Here is a 227-nt window from a genome sequence, read left to right on the forward strand (position 1 = left end):
GCACTCTAGCGAGACTGCCCGGGTTAACCGGGAGGAAGGTGGGGATGACGTCAAATCATCATGCCCCTTATGTCTAGGGCTACACACGTGCTACAATGGCAAGTACAAAGAGATGCAAGACCGCGAGGTGGAGCAAATCTCAAAAACTTGTCCCAGTTCGGATTGTAGGCTGAAACTCGCCTACATGAAGCCGGAGTTGCTAGTAATCGCGAATCAGCATGTCGCGG

1 rRNA gene is annotated in these 227 nt (G+C 52.4%); it reads left to right on the forward strand.

The annotated features are described in order from the left end of the window. A 16S ribosomal RNA gene (locus tag OCU55_RS23890) occupies positions 1–227 on the forward strand; the annotation flags it as partial.

Origin of the sequence: Clostridium folliculivorans, assembly GCF_024341905.1 — a bacterium.
GTDB classification, from domain to species: Bacteria; Bacillota; Clostridia; order Clostridiales; family Clostridiaceae; genus Clostridium_AR; species Clostridium_AR folliculivorans.